Source organism: Desulfovibrio porci, assembly GCF_009696265.1.
Taxonomy (GTDB): Bacteria; Desulfobacterota; Desulfovibrionia; order Desulfovibrionales; family Desulfovibrionaceae; genus Desulfovibrio; species Desulfovibrio porci.
Genome location: NZ_VUMH01000003.1, coordinates 42730 through 61159, shown reverse-complemented (window position 1 = coordinate 61159; position 18430 = coordinate 42730). Strand labels below are relative to the sequence as shown.

General features: G+C 58.2%; 16 protein-coding genes. 2 read left to right on the top strand and 14 right to left on the bottom strand.

What is annotated here, in order from left to right:
• Position 1 precedes the first annotated feature (1 nt).
• The 10 genes from FYJ44_RS04165 to FYJ44_RS04120 all read right to left on the bottom strand — a co-directional run bounded on the left by FYJ44_RS04165 (position 2) and on the right by FYJ44_RS04120 (position 11724).
• Positions 2-1207, bottom strand: a complete 1206-nt coding sequence (locus FYJ44_RS04165; RefSeq protein ID WP_229772505.1) for a glycosyltransferase family 4 protein — start codon at positions 1205-1207, stop codon at positions 2-4.
• A gap of 38 nt (positions 1208-1245) precedes the next feature.
• Positions 1246-2124 carry a glycosyltransferase family 2 protein gene (locus FYJ44_RS04160; RefSeq protein ID WP_195840947.1) on the bottom strand — a complete coding sequence of 293 codons (879 nt, stop codon included), beginning with the start codon at positions 2122-2124 and terminating at the stop codon, positions 1246-1248.
• A gap of 3 nt (positions 2125-2127) precedes the next feature.
• Entirely contained in the window at positions 2128-3432 is a 1305-nt protein-coding gene (gene wecC, locus FYJ44_RS04155; RefSeq protein ID WP_326833666.1) for a UDP-N-acetyl-D-mannosamine dehydrogenase, read from the bottom strand.
• Positions 3429-5447, bottom strand: a complete 2019-nt coding sequence (locus FYJ44_RS14930; RefSeq protein WP_195840946.1) for a glycosyltransferase — start codon at positions 5445-5447, stop codon at positions 3429-3431. Before FYJ44_RS14930 ends, wecC begins: the two co-directional genes overlap by 4 nt.
• Before the next feature lie 20 nt (positions 5448-5467).
• A complete protein-coding gene (locus FYJ44_RS04145; protein WP_154509740.1) occupies positions 5468-6598 on the bottom strand; it encodes a DegT/DnrJ/EryC1/StrS family aminotransferase in 1131 nt (376 codons plus the stop codon).
• 518 nt (positions 6599-7116) lie between these two features.
• Positions 7117-7596, bottom strand: a complete 480-nt coding sequence (locus FYJ44_RS14565) for a site-specific integrase (protein ID WP_229772503.1) — start codon at positions 7594-7596, stop codon at positions 7117-7119.
• A gap of 1086 nt (positions 7597-8682) precedes the next feature.
• Positions 8683-9351: an amino acid ABC transporter permease gene (locus tag FYJ44_RS04135; RefSeq protein WP_154509442.1), complete on the bottom strand. Its 669-nt coding sequence runs from the start codon at positions 9349-9351 to the stop codon at positions 8683-8685.
• Positions 9352-9366: 15 nt separating this feature from the next.
• Positions 9367-10125 (bottom strand): amino acid ABC transporter ATP-binding protein, encoded by a 759-nt coding sequence (locus tag FYJ44_RS04130; protein ID WP_154509440.1) that lies wholly within the window; start codon positions 10123-10125, stop codon positions 9367-9369.
• Between the two features lie 3 nt (positions 10126-10128).
• Positions 10129-10821 carry an amino acid ABC transporter permease gene (locus FYJ44_RS04125; RefSeq protein ID WP_154509438.1) on the bottom strand — a complete coding sequence of 231 codons (693 nt, stop codon included), beginning with the start codon at positions 10819-10821 and terminating at the stop codon, positions 10129-10131.
• A 159-nt stretch (positions 10822-10980) separates the two neighbouring features.
• On the bottom strand, positions 10981-11724 hold the full coding sequence (locus tag FYJ44_RS04120) for an ABC transporter substrate-binding protein (protein ID WP_154509436.1): 744 nt from the start codon (positions 11722-11724) through the stop codon (positions 10981-10983).
• Positions 11725-12047: 323 nt separating this feature from the next.
• Between FYJ44_RS04120 and wbaP the strand changes: the two genes are divergently transcribed.
• The gene (wbaP, locus tag FYJ44_RS04115) at positions 12048-13448 is read left to right on the top strand and encodes an undecaprenyl-phosphate galactose phosphotransferase WbaP (RefSeq protein ID WP_154509434.1); all 1401 of its coding nucleotides are present in this window, start codon (positions 12048-12050) and stop codon (positions 13446-13448) included.
• On the opposite strand, the gene FYJ44_RS04110 is transcribed toward wbaP, so the two are convergent.
• From FYJ44_RS04110 to FYJ44_RS04100, 3 genes are all read right to left on the bottom strand, one after another.
• On the bottom strand, positions 13442-14557 hold the full coding sequence (locus tag FYJ44_RS04110) for a glycosyltransferase (RefSeq protein WP_154509432.1): 1116 nt from the start codon (positions 14555-14557) through the stop codon (positions 13442-13444). The genes wbaP and FYJ44_RS04110 overlap by 7 nt on opposite strands.
• Before the next feature lies 1 nt (position 14558).
• The gene (gene fabZ, locus FYJ44_RS04105) at positions 14559-15026 is read right to left on the bottom strand and encodes a 3-hydroxyacyl-ACP dehydratase FabZ (RefSeq protein WP_154509430.1); all 468 of its coding nucleotides are present in this window, start codon (positions 15024-15026) and stop codon (positions 14559-14561) included.
• Positions 15027-15129: 103 nt separating this feature from the next.
• On the bottom strand, positions 15130-15675 hold the full coding sequence (locus FYJ44_RS04100) for an OmpH/Skp family outer membrane protein (RefSeq protein WP_154509428.1): 546 nt from the start codon (positions 15673-15675) through the stop codon (positions 15130-15132).
• Between FYJ44_RS04100 and FYJ44_RS04095 the strand changes: the two genes are divergently transcribed.
• Entirely contained in the window at positions 15674-15844 is a 171-nt protein-coding gene (locus tag FYJ44_RS04095; protein ID WP_154509426.1) for a hypothetical protein, read from the top strand. The two genes, FYJ44_RS04100 and FYJ44_RS04095, sit on opposite strands and share 2 nt — an antisense overlap.
• A 30-nt stretch (positions 15845-15874) precedes the next feature.
• Here the strand turns inward: FYJ44_RS04095 and FYJ44_RS14925 are convergent, their stop codons facing one another.
• Entirely contained in the window at positions 15875-18286 is a 2412-nt protein-coding gene (locus tag FYJ44_RS14925) for an N-acetylmuramoyl-L-alanine amidase (RefSeq protein ID WP_326833665.1), read from the bottom strand.
• Positions 18287-18430: the final 144 nt, after the last annotated feature.

The following is an 18430-nucleotide window of genomic DNA, read 5'->3' as shown; positions in this document are numbered from 1 at the left end:
GTTATTTCTCCAGCAGTGCTTCGTATACGCGCAGAATACGCTCACTGATCTTGTGCCAGTCCCTTTCAGTCAGCACCCAGGCGCGGCCCTTATGTGCAAGGCGTTGCCGCAAATCCGGCATGGTAAGCAGCGCCTCCAGTTTTTTCACCAGATCGGGCGGATTGCCGGATTCAAAAACCAGTCCGGTTTCGCCATCCCGTACAATCTCGGTCAGGGCCGCCACATTGGAGACCAGAACTGTTTTGCCCATTGCCATTGCTTCCAGCGGTTTCAAGGGGGGAACACATTGACAAACTTTTGCCGGAATGCGGGGAAAAGGCATGATGTCAATCAGCGAATAGTAGCGCTTTACGTCCTCAAAGGGGACGCGCCCGGTAAATATAATGGCCGGATGACCGCCGCGGGCTCGGTGCAGGGCCTTCAGCCGCTTTACGTTGTCTGCGCCGTCCCCGACCAGAAGCAGGGAGACCGGAAAGTTGCGCCAGTTCAGCTCCAGAACAGCATCCATAAGACTTTCCAGCCCCTCGTAGGCTGTGAACGAACCGATGAAGCCCACGACGATGCGGCCGTGCAGAGCGTATTTTTCCAGCAACTCCTGATCGGGCGGCAAAGGCGCGAATCGCTCCACATCCACGGCATTGGGCAGAACCATTATTTTGTCTTCCGGCAGACCTTCGGCGACCAGTTCGGCTTTGAGCGCCTCGGATATGGCAAAACAGGCGTCCGCCAACTGACCGGTTTGCAGCTCCAGCCGTTGTCTGCGCTGAAAGGGTTCTGTCCAGGGAAACCATGTGTTGCGCGCGGCTGTGGAATAGTGCCACATGCCGCGATATTCATAGATGCCTTTTGTGCCCGCTTTTTTTGCGGCCAGCATGGCGGGCAGACCGTTTTCCATATCCGAAGCGGCGTGAATAATGCTTGCGCGACAGCGCCTGGCTACAGCGGCAATCAAACTGGAAGCCTGCTCCCGATATCCCTCCCCAAACTCGCCCATACCGACAGGATGGAGCGGCAGACGGTTATAGGTGACGTTTTCAACGGTGTCGCTTGGCGTTACCGCCTGCGGGCCAGTCCAGGCTGTAAGGGGATAACCGGGCTTGGTGAATACACTGAGGCGCACACCGTGTCGTAACAGGTGACCGGCTATGGCGTGAGAACGTATCCCATACCCCGATGGGCTGAGCGGCAGGGAAGAGCTGAACATCATCAGCACGCCCGCGTCATCATGCTGTGCCGACCAGTCAGTCACTGTCTCTCCTCCTTATTGACATGCTCCAGCCAGAATTTGCCATACAGATCCAGATAGCGCTTGAGCGAATCATTTAACTGCAACCAGGCTCTTTGCCGCTGCATCAGATAGTTCTCCAGAGGGAGGCCGGGATGTTCGGGGCTCTCCAGAACAATCCGCGCCCTTGGCGCGTAGCGTTGGCAACAAAAGTCCGGCTTGCAGCCAAAAAGACGGATAGATAAATCCAGTGCCCCATAGCCGCCGATGAGGCTTTCATCAAAACCACCCAGCGCGAAAAAAATATTCGCCCGCACGGCCATGTTTTCATCCAGATCAACCGGCCAGAGCACTGTTTCATCGGCGAGAGCAAAACTGCCTGTGACTTGGCAAGCACAGTCTTCAAGTCCTGTAACGTGTAGAACGCCCCGTGCGGCTAGGGTTTCAGGGTGCGCTTGGAACATTTCCCTGTATGCGGCAAGCAAGCCTGTTTGCGGCATTGCCGCGCCATTCAGAAAAACAAGCAGGTCGCCACCGGCGCAGGCCGCGCCAAGGTTGAAGGCTGTGTACCAGGGGGTGGAAGAAGAAAGGACAAGGTGTGCATCCACGCAGTTTCCTTGCTCTCTTGAGGTCGTCATATGGTCTTCTTCCGGAATGTCCACCAGTATGCTCTGAAAGGAGACTTCTTCTTTTTTCAGGAGCTCAAAAACATCACAGGGAAAACTCGGCTGGACATTACGACGTATCACCACAACGCTGACAGACGCCGTGCGCATTGATGCAAGCGAGCCATCCCGCAGCCATTGGCGCACACCAAACATCCGGCCCGCCCAGCCATGCATGGTCATGGAACTTTCCAGCAGTTCCAGAAGCGGGGCAAGCATATTCGATCTTACCATATTTTACTTCCCGCCCGCTTCATGGCTATGCCGTTTTGTCCGTTCGCCTTGCCACAACCCGCAAACGTCAATAACAGTTTTTTTTACAAGTGCATTCGGGTCAACAGCGGCAAAAGCCTTGTGCCCAACCAGAGCCAGGATGATGTTCCCTTTTTGCAGGCAGTTATGCAAATCCATTTTTCGCACATTGGGCTTGCCTTCCAGTTCCGGAGGCAGGTGTTGAACATGAGGTTCACAGATGACCAGATTTATGTTTTTCTTGGCCAGTGCTTCGGCGATGAGCAGGGCCGGGCTTTCCCGCAAATCATCTATATCCGGTTTGAACGCCAAGCCAAGGCAGGCAACAGTGGAGTCGGGGCGAGCAGCCACGGCGTCCAGCGTATGGGCAACAATTTTCTCCGGCTTGGAGTCGTTCACCTCCCGCGCCGCACGAATCAACCTCGTGGTCTGCGGCGCGGAATCCACCAGAAACCATGGGTCAACCGCGATGCAATGCCCCCCTACGCCCGCGCCTGGCCGCAATATGTTCACGCGAGGATGACGGTTGGCGAGAGCTATAACTTCCCAGACATCAAGGTCCAGTTCTTCACAAATAAGCGATAGTTCGTTGGCAAATGCAATATTGACATCCCGAAAGGAATTTTCCGTCAGCTTGATCATCTCGGCTGTACGCGAGTCAGTGCCCTGCACATTGCCGCTGACAAAGCTACGGTAAAACTCCACTCCTCTGCGGGTTGAATCCTGGTCAATGCCGCCAACGATACGATCGTTTTCCACCAGTTCATGCAGAATACGACCAGGTAAAACCCGTTCAGGACAATGGGCCACGTAAACAGGCACGGAATCACCATGGCTATGCTGGCCGATTCGCAGATCCGGTCTCATTTCCGCCAGTACTCTCGCCATTTTTTCCGTAGCGCCGACGGGAGCCGTAGATTCCAGGATGACAAGATTGCCGTTGCGCAAAAAAGGCGCAATACTGGTCGCGGCTGCTTTCACATAACGGAGATCAGGTTTATGACCTGTCGTAAAGGGAGTCGGAACACAGATAATAAAAATATCCGCCTCACTGGGTCTGGTATTAACTGTGAGGTTGCCGGATTGCAGGGCGGATTTTACCAGCACATCCAGTGCGGGTTCGTAAATGGCGCATTTCCCATGACGCAAATCATGGATCAGAACGTCATTGATATCCACTCCATGCACCCGGAATCCTTTGCTGGCCAGTAGACTGGCCGTTGGCAAACCGATATATCCCAATCCAAGAATACAAACACTTAACGTATTTTTTTCATATTGCTGCATCATTTGGGGACTTCCTGCGCAACTGGAGGCTGATTCGTCAGTGTAAGTTGACTGAGAAAAAACTTGCCGAATTTCGGATATGATTCGCACGCCAGGTCAAGAAAGTGCTTGTCGCCTTCTTTCATAAAAATTTCCAAAAAATCGCACAGAACCCCGTTGGCAAGCTTTGCCAAGGGTAAAAGATAGCGATCCTGAAAATGTTCATTGACCGCATGATAGGTTTCCAGCTCCGCCATTCCGAATTTTCGCCGGTGTTCCAGGCGGTTGATAAAAGAATATTTGTACAGTGAACTGCCGTGGCGACGGTAAACAGACATAATGTCAGGCAGAAACCCTATTTTGCCCTGCTCGGCATGGAGCAGATGCCAATACCAGTCCCCCGGACAGAGATCGTGCCGGAACCATGCGGGCAGCCCATCCCTGAAACGCCATTTGTAAACAACGGAGTTGGTCTGGATCATGTTGCCTTTGAACAGATCCGAGAGATAATACTCTTCGCGTATGCCGCGCGGCAGCATGTCACGCGAAGGAAAAACACCCGGCTCCTGCCCGTCTTCAAAGACCACTGCCACAGGGTGGAAACAAAGGGAACAACGGGGATGACTTTTTAAAAAATCCATCTGTTTTTGCAGTTTGCACGGGTCAATAAAATAGTCGTCTCCGTCACACAGTGCGGCGTACTCACTATTACAGCGAATAAACAGATCATGAACGTTCTGATAAATACAATGATAATTGTTAAGAAGTACGGGCCGAATGGAAGGATATTCTCTCGCATACTGGTTGATAATCTGCGGCGTGTCATCTGTTGAATAATGATCCAGAATCAGATGACGCACCGGAAAATCCGTCTTCTGAGCTAGGACCCCCTCTATGCACGAACCAATATATTTTTCATGGTTACGCGTCATTGTCAGAACAGTAAGTACCGGCTGCTCTTGCGCTTCCTCAATGCGTTTGAACTCTGTTCCTTCCATGGCGGCCAATGCCGACGCCAACGCTTTCTGATCTTCCGAGAGAAAATCATGATCATTGGCAAAGCGTTGGAGCAAAATGTTACGCATGGGGGGCGTTAGAGTCTCGGCAAAGGCATGCAGCCGCTCCGACTTAAGCGACATTGAGGCATCCATCTCCGGTAAAGTACCGTACCAGTCCGGCGCATCCAGCGAATGCGCGGGGAGGTCAAGAAGATTTTCCAGTTTCCTTTGATCTTCACGGCCATTTTCAAGCAGGGCCTGCCGATAGGACAGAGGGGAATATGGCTCAGGCCCCCAGTTCTGATCCAGCTTCTGCAAGGCCGCCATGTAGGACGTATTATCAAGAGGCGGCCAATCGTTGTGGCGCACCTGTCTGGCTTCCAGCAAGCGTAACGCGGAGGCTGTGTTGGTGAAATAATAGAAAGGGAGTGGAGCGGCTATATGAGGTATGTCGTCTATGCCGAGTAATTTGAAAACCAGGTAGGATATTTCTGTAATACTATTTTGTGTGATGGCATCATGCAGATACGGAATCAGAATAAGACGTTCCTTGTCCCACTCATCCTGTGCTTGTAATACAAGTTGTGAAGTATTTTTGGCATAGTTTATCCATTTGTCCGCCAGGTTTTCGCTCACTCCTTGTGGCGTTGCTTGCCACCAAAACTCCATGCAAAGAGTTGGCTTGCCCATAATTATGAGCGGAATCACTGAATGAATTTCAGTGCAGAGATATTTTTGAATAAAAGCGAAAAAATTTTTTTGGATGTTCAAATCCGCGCTTTGCCCAAGAAAAAGGACACTACGGCCCGCATCAAGACTGGATTGAACAGTATCCAGCTTTTCCGTCAAAGCGGGTGAGAGGGGTTCACCGGCTGAAGCATACCAAAACGATATATTGAAAGGCACAAAATCGGCGTTTGCACTATCGAATGGAACCAAGTCAATGTTGTGAGCGGCGAGTAGCTGTTGATTGGCGTGAATAGAGGCGGCAAGCCAAGCATTGCTTATACTGAGATTGATGAGTACATAGATGTTGGCCACTGTCCACCTCAGAATCTTGATTAAAAATTGGAGGAGAAAAGTTTTGCGCTGCCATACAGGGCTGAATTCATATATGATGCGACCCGCTGGGTATCCTTGCTGTTCAACCCGCCGTACATGGGCAAACACAAAACCCGCCGGGCGGCATCTTCGGCAACCGGACAGGATACTCGCCATTCTTCTTTCAGGTATGGCAATGTATTGAGCGTGGGGTAAAAATAGCGGCGGGGATGAATACCGTGTTCTTTTAACGTCTGTTCAGCGAGGACGCGGCACTCTTCATCCGGCAGAAGGACGGGATAATAGGCGCTGTTCCAGTCCAGCCCTTCGCGCAGGGCCGGGCGTTGCAACGGCAGTCCCTCCAAAGCCGCGTCGTACATGGCGCGCACTTCCCTGCGCCGCGCCAGTTCCGCATCCGTGCCCGGCAACAGGGACAGGCCCATCGCGGCGTGGAGTTCGCTCATCTTGCCGTTGATGCCCAGACTGTAATGCGTATCATTGATGTGCCCGAATGCGCGGGCGAGCGGCAGGGCTTTATGGGCGTCCGCGCTATGGTAAACAACACAGCCGCCTTCCACCGTATGAAAAATTTTGGTGGCGTGGAAGCTGCAGATGCTGTAGTCGCCATACTCCAGCAGACTTTTTCCGTGATAGCGGGAACCGAAAGCCTGCGCCGCGTCGTAGATGAGAACCGCGCCGTATTCCCGGCAAAGGGCGTCCAGGTTTTCCACATCACAGGCCAAACCGTAAATATGTACGGGCAGCACTCCGGCAATATCCGGTTCTTCCTCAAAACGCCCGCGCAGCAGTTCCGGTGAGAGACAGAGCGTATCCGGTTCAATATCCACAAAAACGGGAGTACAGTGCAGCCAGAGCAAGGCGGAAAGCGTCGCCACATATGTATAGGGTGTGACCGCTACTTTTTTCCCGGCCAGCCCGGCGCACTGGATGGCCAGCATGAGGGCCATCGTGCCGTTATTGCACACCAGCACATGCGACACGCCAAGGTATTCCGCCAGGGTACGTTCAAGCTCCTGTACACACTGACCGTTATTAGTGATCCAGGCGCGCTGAAAAATGTCCTTGCAGAGCCGTGAAAAAGTTTCCGGCTCTGGCAGACGTGTTTTTGTAACGTATATAGGATGTTGCATCGTCATGTCAGGCGTGTCGCGTACAGTATGAAGACTAAATCCAGCGCGGACAGCGTGCGCCGCCCGGACGGATTCCGGAGAGTTTCCCTCGATATTTCTCCGACAGCTGCACTGTCGTTTCCTCTTTTTAATTCTTACAATTAAGAAGGGGCGTTGGCAAGGATTACCGCTGGAATAAAAATATCTCTGTCTCACACGGTTATGAAATGATCACGTCGTTTCGCGTCATTACGCCTCGCCTGAAAATTTTGGACAGCTCAAAAACCGACAGTGCAGCTGTCGATGAGCGGCTGAGTTGCGATCGGAGAGAGCCAGCTTGGGCCGTTTTTGTCCAGAGACGGACAGACGTTCCCCCCCTTCTTTTCTGTTGTTCGTTCACAGCGTTCAGTGTCCAGCTTGGCGGCGGACAGCGGGGCTTGCCCGGCTTACGCTCTTTCTTGTGATGAGCGAATAAACGGCGCTACGCCTGCCCCAGGTTTCTCCGTTGCCGTCCCGGCGGGCACGAGCAAGAAACGCGCTCACGGTTTTCGTTGCAGCCACCAGTGATGCCTGCCCCAGATGGGCGTAACGCATGGTCGTGCGGGGATCGCTGTGCCCAGCAGCTTTTGTACCTCGTAGAGCGAGTGCCCGGCATTAACCAGCAGGATGGCGAAGGTATGCCGCAAGTCGTGGATGCGCACATCGGTAAGGCCGAGTCCGCGCCGAACCTTGTTCCAGAACTGATATATATCGGAGAGCGGCTTGTCCGGCGCGTGGCCGGGGAAGAGCCACGGGCATCCCGGCACGCAGGGTATGGCGCGGATGACCGCTATGGCCTCGTCGAGCAGTGAAATATGGCGCGGCTTGCCGGACTTGGACAGAGGCACGGTGAGCAGACGCTGATTCGGACGCACATGCTCCCATCGAGCCTTGAGGACTTCGCTCTTACGCGCGCCGGTCAGCAGAAGTAGACGAAGAGCAAACACTTCCAGCCGGTCGCTTTTTTCCAGCGCCCGCATGAGCCGCTGTGCTTCGTCCCCCGTAAGATAGCGTTCGTATGGATTTTGAAGGAACAGACGCCCGTACACGGTGATTGCCCTGTGGGCAGAAGGCTATGCATTGCGGCCAGAGAGCAGATTGCCTTGAAGACCGCCAGAATGCGGTTGCAGGTGGCCGGTGCCAAGCCACTGGATAAAACAGCCCATGCAGCCATCCCATCATTTCGTGGCGTTGTATGTCGGCAAGTTCCCGCGCTTCGAATGTCGGGGACAGATGCTGCCGGCAATGCGCTCATCCACGCGCCAGCTCCGCTTGCGGAGTTTTACGTGCGGCAGATAGACGTTTGAGACAAAGATGCCAAAGAGGGCTGGAGTATCGTGCTACCCGACCTGCGCGGGCGGTTGATCTGCTGAGGAAGCTGACAGGTGTTTACGGGCCATGCGGTGTTCTCCTACTGGAAAAAGGAAATAGTCTGCCATCCTGATTCAACTGCTTTCCTTGTTGAGTGGGACGGAATCCGCACAGCGTATCACGACTTTTTCAGTTGACCCCTTGTCTGAAAAAGAGGTTATAGCCGAAGTAATCCAAATACCTCCGACTGAATATTGCCTGCACAACAATTTTTTGCTTGACATGGTTTGACGCGGGGTATTTTCTGAGCATCTCTTCACCGTTGAGCGGGACTTGCGTGGAAAATTTGATGTCTTCACGAACTGGCATGGCAGATGTGGAGAAATGAAAATGCCGGGAGGCGTTCGACCTGCCCGGCATCTGGAGACTGGCTGATGAAGGCTGATACTGTCCTCTGGAAGTCAGAAAAAATGTTAGTATTATAGCTGGTAGAAATATTATATAAATATATTTATATAATATATTTTAATGTGCTACAATTGTAACGCAACTCCACTTTGAAATTGCTTTGGCGGCTGCGAGAGCAACCGCCTGCCACAAAGGCGTGCGCGCAATGTATTTGCGCAGGTAAACGCCGAAGTGGGCGTCCTTACACGTTACGAATGCACATTCTTAACGTTAATCTGCCCGAGAGCGGACCGTTTTCAGCAGCACACATGCCTCGCGCGGCGTCCGGAGAACGGGCGTCGCGTTTTTTATCGCGCGCCGAAGCCCGGTACGTGGAAGCGCCGCTCCAGCCAGCGCAGCAACCAGGTCGCCAAGGTGACCATGATCAGATAATAGGCCCCCACGGTAAGAAAAACTTCGGTGAAACGGAAGGTGTCCGAGGCCACCACTTTGCCCTCGCCCATCAGTTCCATACAGGTGACCAGATAGGCCAGGGAGCTGTATTTGATCAGATAGATGATTTCGTTGCCGCAACCGGGCAGGGCCCGCCGGGCGGCCTGGGGCACCACGATCCAGACCACGGTCTGCCAGGTGTTGAAGCCCAGGGCCTGGGCCGCGCTGATCTGGCCCTGGCGGATGGAAAGCAGCGCCCCGCGCACGTATTCGGACTGATAGGCCGCCGTGCAGAGAATGAAGGAGGTCAGGGCCGCGCCATAGGGCGCAAAGTAGATGCCCAGCTTGGGCAGGGCGTAGTAGATCATCATCAGCTGCACGGCCAGGGGCACGCCGCGCAACAGAGCGGTGTACCAGTCGCCCAGGCGGCGCAGCCAGCGCGGCCCGAAGGCGCGCATACAGCCGATAAGCACGCCACCCACAAAACCCAGACTGCCCGCGGGGATGATCAGGGCGAGGGAGACCAGCAGCCCTCTGTTCAGGGCGGGCAGCAGATCGTGGCTGAAAAAGACCGTATCCAGCATGCGCGTTCCCGGCGGTTAAGCGCCCATCTCCAGAAGGCGGGCGCAAAAATCGCGGGTGCGCGTGGCCGAACCTTCGGCCAGCAGCACGTCCGGGACGCCCTGCTCAATAATCCTGCCGCGTTCCATGAACAAAATTTCCGAGGCCAGAGCCCGGGCGAAATCCATCTGGTGGGTGGCCATGATCATGGTCATGCCGCCGCGCGCCAGATCCCGGATCACAGCCAGCACCTCGCCCACCAGTTCCGGGTCCAGGGCCGAGGTGGGTTCGTCCAGCAGAATGACTTTGGGGTCCATGGCCAGGGCGCGGGCAATGGCCACACGCTGCTTCTGGCCGCCTGAAAGCTGGGCGGGGTAGAGCAGGGCGCGCCGGGCCAGGCCGACGCGGCCCAGTTCTTCCAGGGCGCGGGCTTTGGCGTCCTTGCGGGACATGCCGCGCACCTTGCGCAGGGCAATGGCCACGTTTTCCTCGGCGGTGAGGTGGTCAAAGAGGTTGAAGTCCTGAAAGATCATCCCGACCTGGGCGCGGTAGGCGCAGAGTCTGCGCCTGTCGTTCATCACCAGGGGTTCGCCTTCCAGCCAGATTTCTCCGGAGTCCGGCGGGATCAGGCAGTCGATGCACTGCAAAAGCGTGCTCTTGCCCGCGCCCGAAGGGCCGATGAGCACCTTGAGTTCGCCCCGGTGGACCGTCAGCGAGCAGTTGTCCAGAATGGGCTTGCCGCCCAGCTCCTTGGAGATGCCCTTGATCCGCAATACCACTTCCCGTTCTGCGCTCATGGCTTATCCCACGCCCATGCCTTCCATGCCCATTCCTGTGGAATAGCCCGGCACATGGACTTTGTCTTCCAGGCGGCGCAACAGCTTGAGCACCACCAGAGTCAGCACGAAATAGATCAGGCCCGCGGCGGCGTACAGCGCCAGATGTTCGTGGGTGCGCGCGGCCACAAAAGAGGTGCGGGCCATGATGTCCTGGGTGCCCAGAACGTAGCAGATGGCCGAGTCCTTGAGCAGGATGGAAAATTCGTTGGCCCAGCCGGGGATGGATAGCCGCAGGGCCTGGGGCAGGATAATGCAGCGGATGCCCGTGAGGTCGCGCATGCCCAAAGCGCGCGCCGCCTTGAGTTGCCCCTGGGGCAGGCTTTCGATGGCCCCCCGGAAAATCTGGGACTGGTAGGCCGTGCTGGTGCAGCCCAGCACCAGGCAGCAGATCAGAAAGGGATCGGCCGGCAGGCCCAGGCTGATGAACAGACCGTAACAGAGGAAGAGCAGTACCAGGATGGGCACGCCCCGGAAAAACCAGACATACAGAGCCACCAGCCGCCGCACCCACTGATTGCCGTATACTTGGCCGACGGCCAGAGGCACGCCCAGCACCAGCCCCATGGCCAGGGACGCGGTCACGTTGCCGATGGTCACGAAACTTCCGGCCAGAATGGCGGGCAGGGCGTTGAGTACGACTGTCAGTGAGTCCATGGGCGGCGTCGGGCAGAAGGTTGACGGGACGGGCGCGGCGTATCCGTGGGCCGACCACGGGACAGTTACGGACAAGGCAGGCAACGCGGACCGCCGGAAAAGGCCGGCAATCCGCGTTGCCCCGGAAAATGGAAACTGCGGGACGCGCCGCGCCGCCGCTTACTTGTTCAGATACTTTTTCTGGAGTTCCTTCCAGTAGGGATCGGCCATGAGCTTGCGGTAACCCTCGTCGATAAGGGCGCGCAGCTCTTTGTCGTCCTTGCGCAGAGCCACGCCGAAGCCGTCGGGCTTGCCGTGGGTGCCGGCCTTTTTCACGGCGCGGCCTTTGGCGATGGCGTCGTCGGCGGGCAACTCGTCCATGAGCGCGGCCTGGATGCGGCCGTTGAGCAGGTCCTCCACGGCCAGGGGGGCGGATTCATAGAAGCGCAGTTCAAAGGGATAGCCCTTTTCCTGCTGTTCCTGCTTGATGGCGTTGGCTTCGGAAGTGCCGCGCTGCACGCCCAGCTTGATCTTCTGGCTCAGAATGTCGGCGGCCGTCAGATTGGAGTTGGCGGGCACCAGAAAAACGCGGGAAACGGTCCAGTAGGGATCGGAAAACTGCACCACTTTGGCCCGTTCCGGGGTGATGCTCATGCCGGAGCCGACCATGTCGATCTGTTTGGCCACCAGAGCCGGAATAATGCCGTCCCAGGCCATGGGCTTGTGGGTGATTTCAAAACCCATGGTCTTGGCGATCCAGTTCAGGGAGTCCACGTCAAAGCCGGCGGGCTGACCGGTTTTTTCATCCACATAGGCAAAGGGCGGATAGTTGGGGTCAATGCCGTTTACATAACTTTTTTGGGCAAAAGCAGGCACGGCGGCCAGCAGCGTCGCCATCAGCGCGCAGACAAAAAATTTCTTCATGCTCATTTTCCCCCTCAGAAAAAAGAAAGGTCAGGCAAAACAGCCTCGGGCGCACGTGCGTCGGCCCGGCCCCCGGCAAAACAAGGATTTTTCTTACCAGAAGCGCGCGGCCGACGCAAGGGCGCTTTTGCCGGGGCTTGCCCGCCGCGCGGCCGCCGTCCGCGGCAATACCGCTGCGGAAACGCTTGTGCTCCGCACAGGGGAAGGCTATAAAAAACAGAAAAGCTGTTTTTCTCTGCGCCGCTCCGGTTCATCGCCCGCGGAACAGGGCGCGTCGCCTGTGGTTTGCAACAGCCTTTCATCCGTGTATGCTCAGCTTTGCCATGTCCCAGTATCCTTCCCTCATCAGTTTGTTGCGCCGCTTCGGTCTGCCGCCGCAGAAAGTCGTGCTCACGCTGGCCGATCTTCTGGCTCTGCTGGGGACGGCCGTCGCGGTTTTTCTGTTGCGCGCGGCTTTCGGCGATCTTGACCCCATTCTCTACCGCTGGGTGATGCCCCTTTTATTGCTGGGGCCGGTGCTCGGCGCGAGTCTGGGCCTGTATCAGAACATCAGCCTGCCGCCGCAACGCGAACTGAAGGCCCTTTTTCTTCTGACCAGCCTGCTGTATGGCCTGATTCTGGCGGTGCTCTTTCTGGCGAAAACCGGCGATATGTATTCGCGTCTGGTCATTCTGGGCAGCTGGGCCGCCACGGTGTTCACCCTGCCGATTCTGCGCGGCCTCTGCCGCCGTCGTTTTTCCCGGAAACGCTGGTGGGGCACGCCCCTGATCATTCTGGACCGCAGCGATATGGGACGCGAGCTCTGGCACTATCTCCGGCGTCATCCGGAGCGGGGCCTGACGCCAGTGGAAATCTTCGACCTGCCTGAGGATGGACCGCGCGTGCGGGAACTGCTGGCCACCGCCGCGCGCCGCTGGCCCAAGGCCATGGCTCTGATTCTGCAGGGGATCGGGCAGGGCCAGGCCCTGGATTACGTCACGGAAGTCAGCCGTTATTTCAGCACAGTGCTGCTGGTGCCTTCCTTCAACGACGGCTTCAAGGTGCACTGGCTGACGCCGCGTGACCTGGGCAACGTGGTGGGCCTGCTCCTGCGCCAGAATCTGCACGACAAGCGCCGTTTGGGCATGAAGCGCTGCATTGATCTCTTTCTCTGCCTGCTGATTCTGCCCGTGCTGCTGCCGTTGGGGTTGATTCTGGGCCTGCTGATCCGGCTGGACACCCCGGGTCCGGTCCTGTACCGGCAGCGGCGCATCGGTCAGGGCGGACGGACGCTGCACATATACAAATTCAGGACAATGGCGGCCAATGCCGACGCCGTGCTTGAAGACTGGCTGGCGCGCGACCCGGCCCTGCGCGAAGAATGGAAACGTGACCATAAGCTCAAGCACGACCCGCGGGTTACCCGTATGGGAACTTTTTTGCGCAAGACCAGTCTGGACGAGCTGCCGCAACTCATCAATGTGGTTATGGGCGGCATGAGTCTGGTGGGGCCGCGTCCCATTGTGGCCGAAGAAATCGAGAAATACGGCGAAGTCTATGGCGAATATTGCCGCGTCAAGCCCGGCATCACCGGGCTGTGGCAGATTTCCGGGCGCAATGACACCAGCTATGAAGAGCGGGTGGCCTACGACCACTATTATATCAATAACTGGTCGGTCTGGATGGATCTGTGGATTCTGGGCAGAACCGTGCCTGTGGTGCTTTCCGGCTACGGGGCCTACTGATTTTCCGCTATGCGGCGCTGCGCCGTCCGCGCCAGTTCCACCTGGCGTGCGAATTCCCGTCTGAAGCGCTCTTCGCCGAAATTTTCGGCATGGCGGCGCAGGACCTGCGGGTCAAAACCCTGTTCCCGGCGTTCGAACTCCAAAATGGCGGCTTCCATTGCCTCTACGTGTTGTTCCGCGAAAAAGAGGCCGGTAATGCCGTCCCGCACTGTTTCCGTGGCCCCGCCCCGGCCGTAGGCCAACACCGGAACACCCGAAGCCGCCGCTTCCAGAGGAACGATCCCGAAATCCTCTTCGCCAGGGAAAAGCAGGGCCCGACTGTGCGCCAGCAGATCCGCCACGGCGGCGTCGCCCTGACGGCCAAGAAAGCGGACGCAGGGCGCGGCTTCGGCCTGGAGGGCTTTAAGCGCCTCCCCTTCTCCGACCACCACCAGCGGCCGGTTCAGACGCGAACAGGCCCTGACCGCCAGATCCACTCGCTTGTAATGCGTCAAACGGCCAAGGCAAAGATAAAAATCGCCGCCTGCCCGTCGGCGCGCGGTAAAGGAGGCGATGTTCACCGGCGGATAGACCACGGCGGCCTCGCGCCGCCAGTGCTTGTGGATGCGCCGGGCCACGGTGCGTGAATTGGCTACAAAATGATCCACGCGGAAGGAGCTGGTCAGATCCCAGCGCCGCAGACCCGGCAGCAAGAGGCGCATGCCCAGACGGGTCAGCGGCCCGACGGAAGCCATGTAGTCGGGCCAGGTGTCCCAGATGTAGCGCATGGGCGTATGGCAATAGCAGATATGCAGGCTGTCCGCCCGGGTAATCACGCCCTTGGCCGGACCGGACTCGCTGGAAATGATCAGATCGTAGCCGGTAAGATCAAGCTGTTCCAGCGCCAGCGGCATAAGCGGGAGGTAGCGCTGGTAGTGCTTTTTGCTGCCGGGCAGGCGGTGGATGAAAGTAGTTTCAATATGATGCGTGGCGATGACCGGGGAAATGGCCGCCTGGTCCAGAACATGCGTGAAAATGTCGGCCTGGGGATACATGCGGCAGAGCGCCTCCAGCACCCGCTCTCCGCCGGCCATGCCGACAAGCCAGTAATGGACAAGGGCCACGCGCATGTCAGGCGCCCGGCCTGTCGCCGATGGCCGCGGTGATCAGGGCCTCGGCGGCTAGCTTGCCGTCCACGAAGGCGCGGGCTTCCATCTTGCAGAGTTTGAGCTTCATACGCATATTGGAACATTCCAGATCCAGGCGGTCGCCGGGAACTACCTGGCGGCGAAATTTTACGCCGTCCAGACCGGTGAAGAGAAAGAGCTTGTCCGTGAGGTCGCCCATGCCCGCCGCGGCCAGCAGACCACCGGTTTGGGCCAGGGCCTCCAGAATCAGCACGCCGGGCATGATCGGCACGCCGGGAAAGTGCCCCTGAAAAAACGGCTCGTTGACGCTGACGTTTTTATAGGCCCTGATGTGTGAGCCCGGCACGCATTCCACCACCCGGTCCACCAGCAGAAAGGGATAGCGGTGGGGCAGAATGCTCAGAATGCGTTGGATGTCCATGCGCTGGCTCTGGGGTTCGGTATTCTGCATATGTTCTCCCTGGCGCGTCCGGCGCCCGTAAAAGGTAGAAAAAAGCCTCTCGCCCCGTCCAGGGTCGAGAGGCTTTTTGCTTGCGGCGAAAAATATCCGGCGCTTATTTCTTGTCGTCCTTCTTGGCGCCGCCGGCCTTGTACAGCTTGTTCACTTCGGCCAGCACATCCTGGGTCAGGTCCATGGACTGGTCGGCATAAAGCACGCCGCCGGCCGTAACGTCCACCACAAAGTTGAAGCCTTTGGCGCGGGCCACTTCATAGGTGGCGCTGAACACCAGGGTAACCATGTCCTGACGCAGCTTGACCTCGTCCTGTTCCACCTTGCGCAGGAAATTACGGGTCTTCTGATCCAGTTCCTGCTTGGCGCGGATGAAGGCCAGCTTCTTTTCCTCGCTGGCTTTGGGATTCTTCAGATCCTCGGCTTTTTTCTTCAGCGCTTCCCCCTGTTTTTCCAGGCTCTGGCGCTCTTTGCCGTATTTGGACTCCATCTGCTTCTTGGCGGCCTGGGCGGGTTCGCTCTGGGTCGCCACGGTCTGCATGTCCACCACGCCGATTTTGGCCGCGGGCACGGCGTTTTCATCGGCGGCGAAAGCCGCGCCGACCATCAGCAGGCATGCCGCAAGGGTCATCAACACAACATTACGCATGAAAGTTCTCCTTCCCCAATTGCTGAAATTTTATGTCGCCCTTGCGGAACAGGTGTGGTCCACGCGCCGTAAGAAGCTCGTCTGCAAAAAAGAAACTCCGGGCAAAATCTCCGCTGGCGCGAAAGCAGCGCAAAAAAGCCCGGTCCACTTGCTGCGCGCGGTTTTTTGACGGGCGCGACGCAACAATGAAATACCGACTTCACATAGCACCGGGGCCGGTGGGCGTCAAGGAATTCTGCGCGGTCTGGCGTTTGAGAAGGCGATCTTTGTAGGCCAGGATGCCCTCGGCCAAGCCTTCAGCCAGAGCGTGGCGGTATTTGGGATTGCTCAGGTTGCGGGCCTCGGCCTGATTGGTGCAGTAGCCGAGCTCCACCAGCACCGCGGGCATCTGCGCGCCGAGCAGCACATGGAAGGGCGCGGCCTTGACGCCGTTGTTTCTGACCGTGAAATCCCGCCGCTTCAGGCGGAACATGGACAGCCGCTGGATATCCGTGGCCAGGCGGCGCGATTCCTCCACCCGGGCGTTGAGCATGACGTCAGCCAGCATGTTCTGCATGTCGCCGAGGCGGCGGTCACTGCCGGCGTTTTCCAGAGCGGCCACGCGCGCGGCCTGCGGATTGCTGGCCAGATCCAGGTAATAGGTTTCCAGGCCGCTGACCCGCTGGTCGTCGCTGGCGTTGACATGCACCGAGACGAAGAGGTCGGCGCGCGCCGCGTTGGCCTTGCGGGTGCGCTCGCTCAGGGAAACGGCCATGTCGCGCGTACGGCTGTAGACGACCTCCAGGCCGTTGGCCTCCAGAAGACGGCCCAGACTCAGCGCCACGTCCAGAGTGATCAGGCGCTCCAGCACGTTGTTGTGACTGGTGCCCGGATCCCGGCCGCCATGACCGGCGTCAATGAACACCGTGTGCACGGTCAGGCCGAGCTGGCTGGCCATATCGCTGACCTGACGGCTCCTGATGTCGGCTTTATCGGCGCGGGGAGTCGCATCTTCCCCCCCGGCGGAAGCGAAAGCCGCCGCGGCTCCGGCCTTGCGGGGAAGCGGCGTCTTGCCGGCGGCCACACTGAGTATGATGCGGCAGGGATCGTCCTCTGTACGGGCGTCAAAGCGCCGCACTTCACGAAAATCGAATTGCAGACTGGCCCCGCCTTCCTTGCGGTCACGCACGCGCACAGCCTGCAAGAGGCTGCCGCGCACGGTGACGCCCTTGCGCACGTCATTGACCACGGCGGCATTTTCCAGATCCAGATACAAGCGGGCCGGAACGCCTTTCTGGGCCTTGACCAGACGGGTGGAGTAGCGGGCGGGGCCGCTCATTTCCAGCACGATTTCCACGCTGTTTTTGTTCAGGGAATCCCAGGAAAGCACCTGAAGTTCCGGCGTTTCCAACCGGGCCGGAACCTTGGACGCCGTTCGCGCGCGCCCGACGCCCGGCGCGCCCGCGACGTCACCGGCGTCCGCCAGACCACCGCTCCACTGCGCCCGCAGGGCGCGGGCCTCAGCGGCCATGTCGCCGCGCGGATAGCCGGCGGCGATTTCGTCCAGCAGGGTCAGAGCTTCTCCGGGTCGGCCCAGATGTCCGGCCTGGATCCGGGCCGCGCGCAACAGGGCGTCGTCGGCCAGGGCGCTCTGAGGAAATTCGCGGGGCAGGGCCAGATAAAGTTCCAGAGCCCGCCGGTAATCGTCGGATAAATGGGAGCAGTCGGCCAGGGCCTCCTGGCTTGCGGCGGAGCGGAACAGCGCGCCGGGAGCTACAGCCCAGTTCTTGCGGCTTTCATAGATACGCTGGAATTCCGTCTGCAATTCTTCCCATGGCTGCCGCCAGCAGGACCTGACTTTGTCCGCCTTGAGGGCGTCCATACGAACCTTGGCCGCGCGATAGCGGGGCAGCAGCTGGCCTTCCGGAACCGGGGGGACGGAAGCGGGGCTGTCGCCGCGCGCGGCGGACGCCGCTGCGCTAACGGTAGCGGGTTGATCCTCCACGGCCTCTTTCTTGTCGGCCGCCGCCACCTGACGGGCCTCCGGCGCGGTACGGCCGTTGGCCGAGGCCTTGAGGGTCTTTTCCAGGGCCAGAGCTTCAGGCAGCATATCGCCTTTAGGGTACTGGCTCTTGATCCGGGCCAGCAGGGCCAGCGCGCCCTTGTCGTCCTTGAGCCAGGCCGCGCGCATCTTCGCCGCCCGGAACAGGGCGTCGTCGGCCAGACGGCTGTCCGCATGGCGCAGGGCCAGGGATTCATAACATTCTATGGCCTTGCGGGCGTCCGCTTTGGCGAAGGACCGCCTGGCAAGTTCCTCCAGACTTTCGGCGGCACGGAACAAGGCCGCCGGGCGATTGGGCCAGGACGGGTCCGTGTCGTAAATGGCCCGGAATTCCGTGGCCAGTTTTTCCCAAGGTTCGCGCAGATTGCCTTTTTTATCGTCCAGCTTGAGGCTGGCGATGTCCGCCTTGGCGGCGGCATAGCGCTTTTCCGTGGGCGGCAGGGCGCTGTATCCGGCGTCATAGCAGCAGATGACCAGCAGACAAAGCGCCAGCAAAAAAGCCAGCGGCGGCGCGAGGCGCTTAAAAACGGCTTTGTCCGTCTGTTTCTGTCGTTTGCTTTTTCCGGCCACGGTGCTTTCCTGTTCTCTATTCCGGCGTTTTTCGTCAGTTTTCTGACGCCGGTTTCCGTCCGAGTATATATCGTATCGGCCGTCCGGCGTCACCCTTAAGGGGACGAGCGGCATGGCGGCATGGGAAAAACATGCCCCGGGCGC

Excerpts from the sequence above, each read along its gene's own strand:
- FYJ44_RS04165 (WP_229772505.1), bottom strand. The coding sequence starts at position 1,207 with ATGATGTTCAGCTCTTCCCTGCCGCTCAGCCCATCGGGGTATGGGATA.
- FYJ44_RS04160 (WP_195840947.1), bottom strand. The coding sequence starts at position 2,124 with ATGGTAAGATCGAATATGCTTGCCCCGCTTCTGGAACTGCTGGAAAGT.
- wecC (WP_326833666.1), bottom strand. The coding sequence starts at position 3,432 with ATGATGCAGCAATATGAAAAAAATACGTTAAGTGTTTGTATTCTTGGA.
- FYJ44_RS04145 (WP_154509740.1), bottom strand. The coding sequence starts at position 6,598 with ATGCAACATCCTATATACGTTACAAAAACACGTCTGCCAGAGCCGGAA.
- FYJ44_RS14565 (WP_229772503.1), bottom strand. The coding sequence starts at position 7,596 with ATGCGGGCGCTGGAAAAAAGCGACCGGCTGGAAGTGTTTGCTCTTCGT.
- FYJ44_RS04135 (WP_154509442.1), bottom strand. The coding sequence starts at position 9,351 with ATGCTGGATACGGTCTTTTTCAGCCACGATCTGCTGCCCGCCCTGAAC.
- FYJ44_RS04130 (WP_154509440.1), bottom strand. The coding sequence starts at position 10,125 with ATGAGCGCAGAACGGGAAGTGGTATTGCGGATCAAGGGCATCTCCAAG.
- FYJ44_RS04125 (WP_154509438.1), bottom strand. The coding sequence starts at position 10,821 with ATGGACTCACTGACAGTCGTACTCAACGCCCTGCCCGCCATTCTGGCC.
- FYJ44_RS04120 (WP_154509436.1), bottom strand. The coding sequence starts at position 11,724 with ATGAAGAAATTTTTTGTCTGCGCGCTGATGGCGACGCTGCTGGCCGCC.
- wbaP (WP_154509434.1), top strand. The coding sequence starts at position 12,048 with ATGTCCCAGTATCCTTCCCTCATCAGTTTGTTGCGCCGCTTCGGTCTG.
- FYJ44_RS04110 (WP_154509432.1), bottom strand. The coding sequence starts at position 14,557 with ATGCGCGTGGCCCTTGTCCATTACTGGCTTGTCGGCATGGCCGGCGGA.
- fabZ (WP_154509430.1), bottom strand. The coding sequence starts at position 15,026 with ATGCAGAATACCGAACCCCAGAGCCAGCGCATGGACATCCAACGCATT.
- FYJ44_RS04095 (WP_154509426.1), top strand. The coding sequence starts at position 15,674 with ATGAAAGTTCTCCTTCCCCAATTGCTGAAATTTTATGTCGCCCTTGCG.
- FYJ44_RS04100 (WP_154509428.1), bottom strand. The coding sequence starts at position 15,675 with ATGCGTAATGTTGTGTTGATGACCCTTGCGGCATGCCTGCTGATGGTC.